1 protein-coding gene and 1 pseudogene are annotated in these 2581 nt (G+C 63.4%); both read left to right on the plus strand.

Features of this window, described 5'->3' with window-relative positions:
* Positions 1-173 precede the first annotated feature (173 nt).
* Positions 174-1682 carry an IS21 family transposase gene (gene istA, locus GV027_RS20805; protein WP_151989758.1) on the plus strand — a complete coding sequence of 503 codons (1509 nt, stop codon included), beginning with the start codon at positions 174-176 and terminating at the stop codon, positions 1680-1682.
* A pseudogene (istB, locus tag GV027_RS20810) lies at positions 1679-2434 on the plus strand (IS21-like element helper ATPase IstB); the annotation flags it as partial. The gene istA and the pseudogene istB, both read left to right, overlap by 4 nt.
* Between the last annotated feature and the right edge of the window lie 147 nt (positions 2435-2581).

Raw genomic sequence — 2581 nt, forward strand, 5'->3', positions numbered from 1 at the left:
TGCTGCGCGGCGATGAAGGTGAGACAGCAGCGTCAATCAAGATGAGACTCCGTTTGGGGCTGTCGGCGTAGGGCGTAGCCCGGAGCCGACAGCCCCAAACGGAAGCCCTTTCGAAGGGCTTTGGTGGTCGTGACCGGCCTACATCTGGGCTTTTCCTTGAGGGAAGAGCGCAGGTGAGCGGTCGACACGTCAACGATCATCAAACGAGGCTCTTTATGAAACATCGTCAAAGCGACCCGGTGCCCGTGGCAGCGGCCAAGGCCGGTATCAGCCGGGCGACCGCCTATCGGCTGCTCAAGGGCGGCAAACTCCCGTCCCAGAAGGCGGAGCCGCGAGGTCGGCGCCGACCAGACCCGCTGGCAGAGATCTTCGACACCGAGATTGTCCCACTTCTCCAGGCGGCTCCCGGCCTGCGGGCCGTTGCCATATTTGAGGAGATGCTTCGCCGGCATTCGGATCTGTCGCCCGGTATCCGGAGGACCCTGGAGCGGCGCATCCGGACATGGCGTGCGCGGCATGGTCAGGACCAGGAAGTCATTTTCCGTCAGACCCACGAGCCCGGCCACATGGGCCTGTCGGACTTCACCGATATGGGCGACCTCGATGTGCCCGTCACGGTCGCCGGCGAGCCGCTCAAGCATCTCCTCTATCACTTCCGGTTGGTATGGTCGGGTTTCGAGCACGCCCATGTCATCCTCGGCGGCGAGAGCTATGTCGCCTTGGCCGAGGGACTGCAGAACGCCCTGTGGGCGGTAGGCGGGGCGCCACGCCTACACCGCAGTGACAGCCTGTCGGCCGCATTCCGCAATCTCGACGCTGACGCCAGAGTTGACCTGACGCGGCGATATGATGCGCTTTGCGAGCATTATGCGATGGAGCCGACGCGCAACAATCGCGGTGTCGCCCATGAGAACGGCGCTATCGAAAGCCCCCACGGCCATCTCAAATATGCCGTAAACGACGCACTGTTGATGCGCGGATCCGGCGACTTCGACGATTTGACCGCCTATCGCGCCTTCATCGACGAGATCGTCGCGCGCAAGAACCGACGCAACGCGGCTCGTATCGATGCCGAGCGCGCAACGCTGCAGCCGCTCCCGCAGCTTCGCACCGGCGACTATGAGGAGAGCATTGTCCCCGTCACCTCGACCAGCAGCTTCACGCTGAAGAAGGTCTTCTACACGGTCCCGTCGCGCCTCATCGGCCACAGGCTGAGGGTCCGCCTGTATGACGACCGCCTCGATATCTTCCTCGGCGCGACGCGTCTCATGACGCTCCGTCGCGGACGAACGCCCAGCGACGGCAAGCACGGACACGTCGTCGACTACCGGCACGTCATTCACAGCCTGCGGCGCAAACCTATGGCGCTGATGAACCTCGTCTACCGCGACCAGATCTTTCCGCGCGAAGCGTATCGCCGGACATTCGACCGTCTTATCGAACAACTGCCCGAGCGCGTCGCCTGCAAGATCATGGTCGAGTTGCTCTCGCTCGCGCATGAGCGGGGTTGCGAAGCAGAGCTGGCAGATGTTCTGGCAGCGGATCTGGACGCCAGGCGCCTGCCAGACCTCACGCAGCTACGAGCACGCTTCTCACCAGACCCGGCCAGCTTGCCGGTCGTCTCGGTGCAATTGCCCTCGCTTGCCGTCTACGACACTCTGCTGACGGGAGCGGCCGCATGAACCCCGCTGTCGACACCCAGCGCCTCGCATTCATCCTCAACGAACTGCGTCTGCCCGCCATCAAACAGGCCTGGCTCCAGTTCGCTGAACGCGCCGACAAGGAGGCGTGGCCGGCCACCCGCTTCCTCGCCGCGCTCGCCGAGCATGAGATCGCCGAACGCGACCGGCGACGCATCGAGCGGCACCTGGCAGAAGCACGCCTGCCACCAGGCAAGACCCTCGACACCTTCGACTTCACCAACGTGCCGATGATCTCGAAGGCTCACATCATGGCGCTCTGCGCCGGCGACAGCTGGCTCGAGAAGGGGGCCAACCTCATCATGATTGGCGGACCGGGCGGCGGGAAGAGCCATCTCGCCGCTGCAATCGGCATGGCACTCATCGAGGCGGGCTGGCGCGTCCTGTTCACCCGTACCTCGGATCTCGTCCAGAAACTGCAGATCGCGCGCCGTGAGCTCGCCCTCGAAAGTGCGATCGCCAAGCTCGACAAATATCACCTGCTCGTGCTCGACGATCTCGCCTACGTCACCAAGGACCAGGCCGAAACCTCCGTCCTCTTCGAACTGATTAGCGCCCGCTACGAACGCCGATCAACCCTCATTACCGCCAACCAGCCATTCGGCGACTGGTCGCGCGTATTCCCTGACCCCGCCATGACGCTCGCCGCTGTCGATCGCCTCGTTCATCATTCCACCATCTTCGAGATGAACGTCGAGAGCTACCGACGCCGCGCAGCCCTCCAGCGACAATCAAGCTGAGACACCGTCTGTCGCGGAGCGGCGATCAACACCAAAGTTGGCCTTGCATTGCCTGTCGCGCCGCGACAATCTCGCTCCCGTCACGGCCGCAGAGTCTCATCCTGATCGCCGCTACTGTCTCATCCAGATCGCCGCTCAATA

The sequence above is a fragment of the Sphingomonas sp. T1 genome (genome assembly GCF_902506585.1).
GTDB lineage: Bacteria > Pseudomonadota > Alphaproteobacteria > Sphingomonadales > Sphingomonadaceae > Sphingomonas > Sphingomonas aerolata.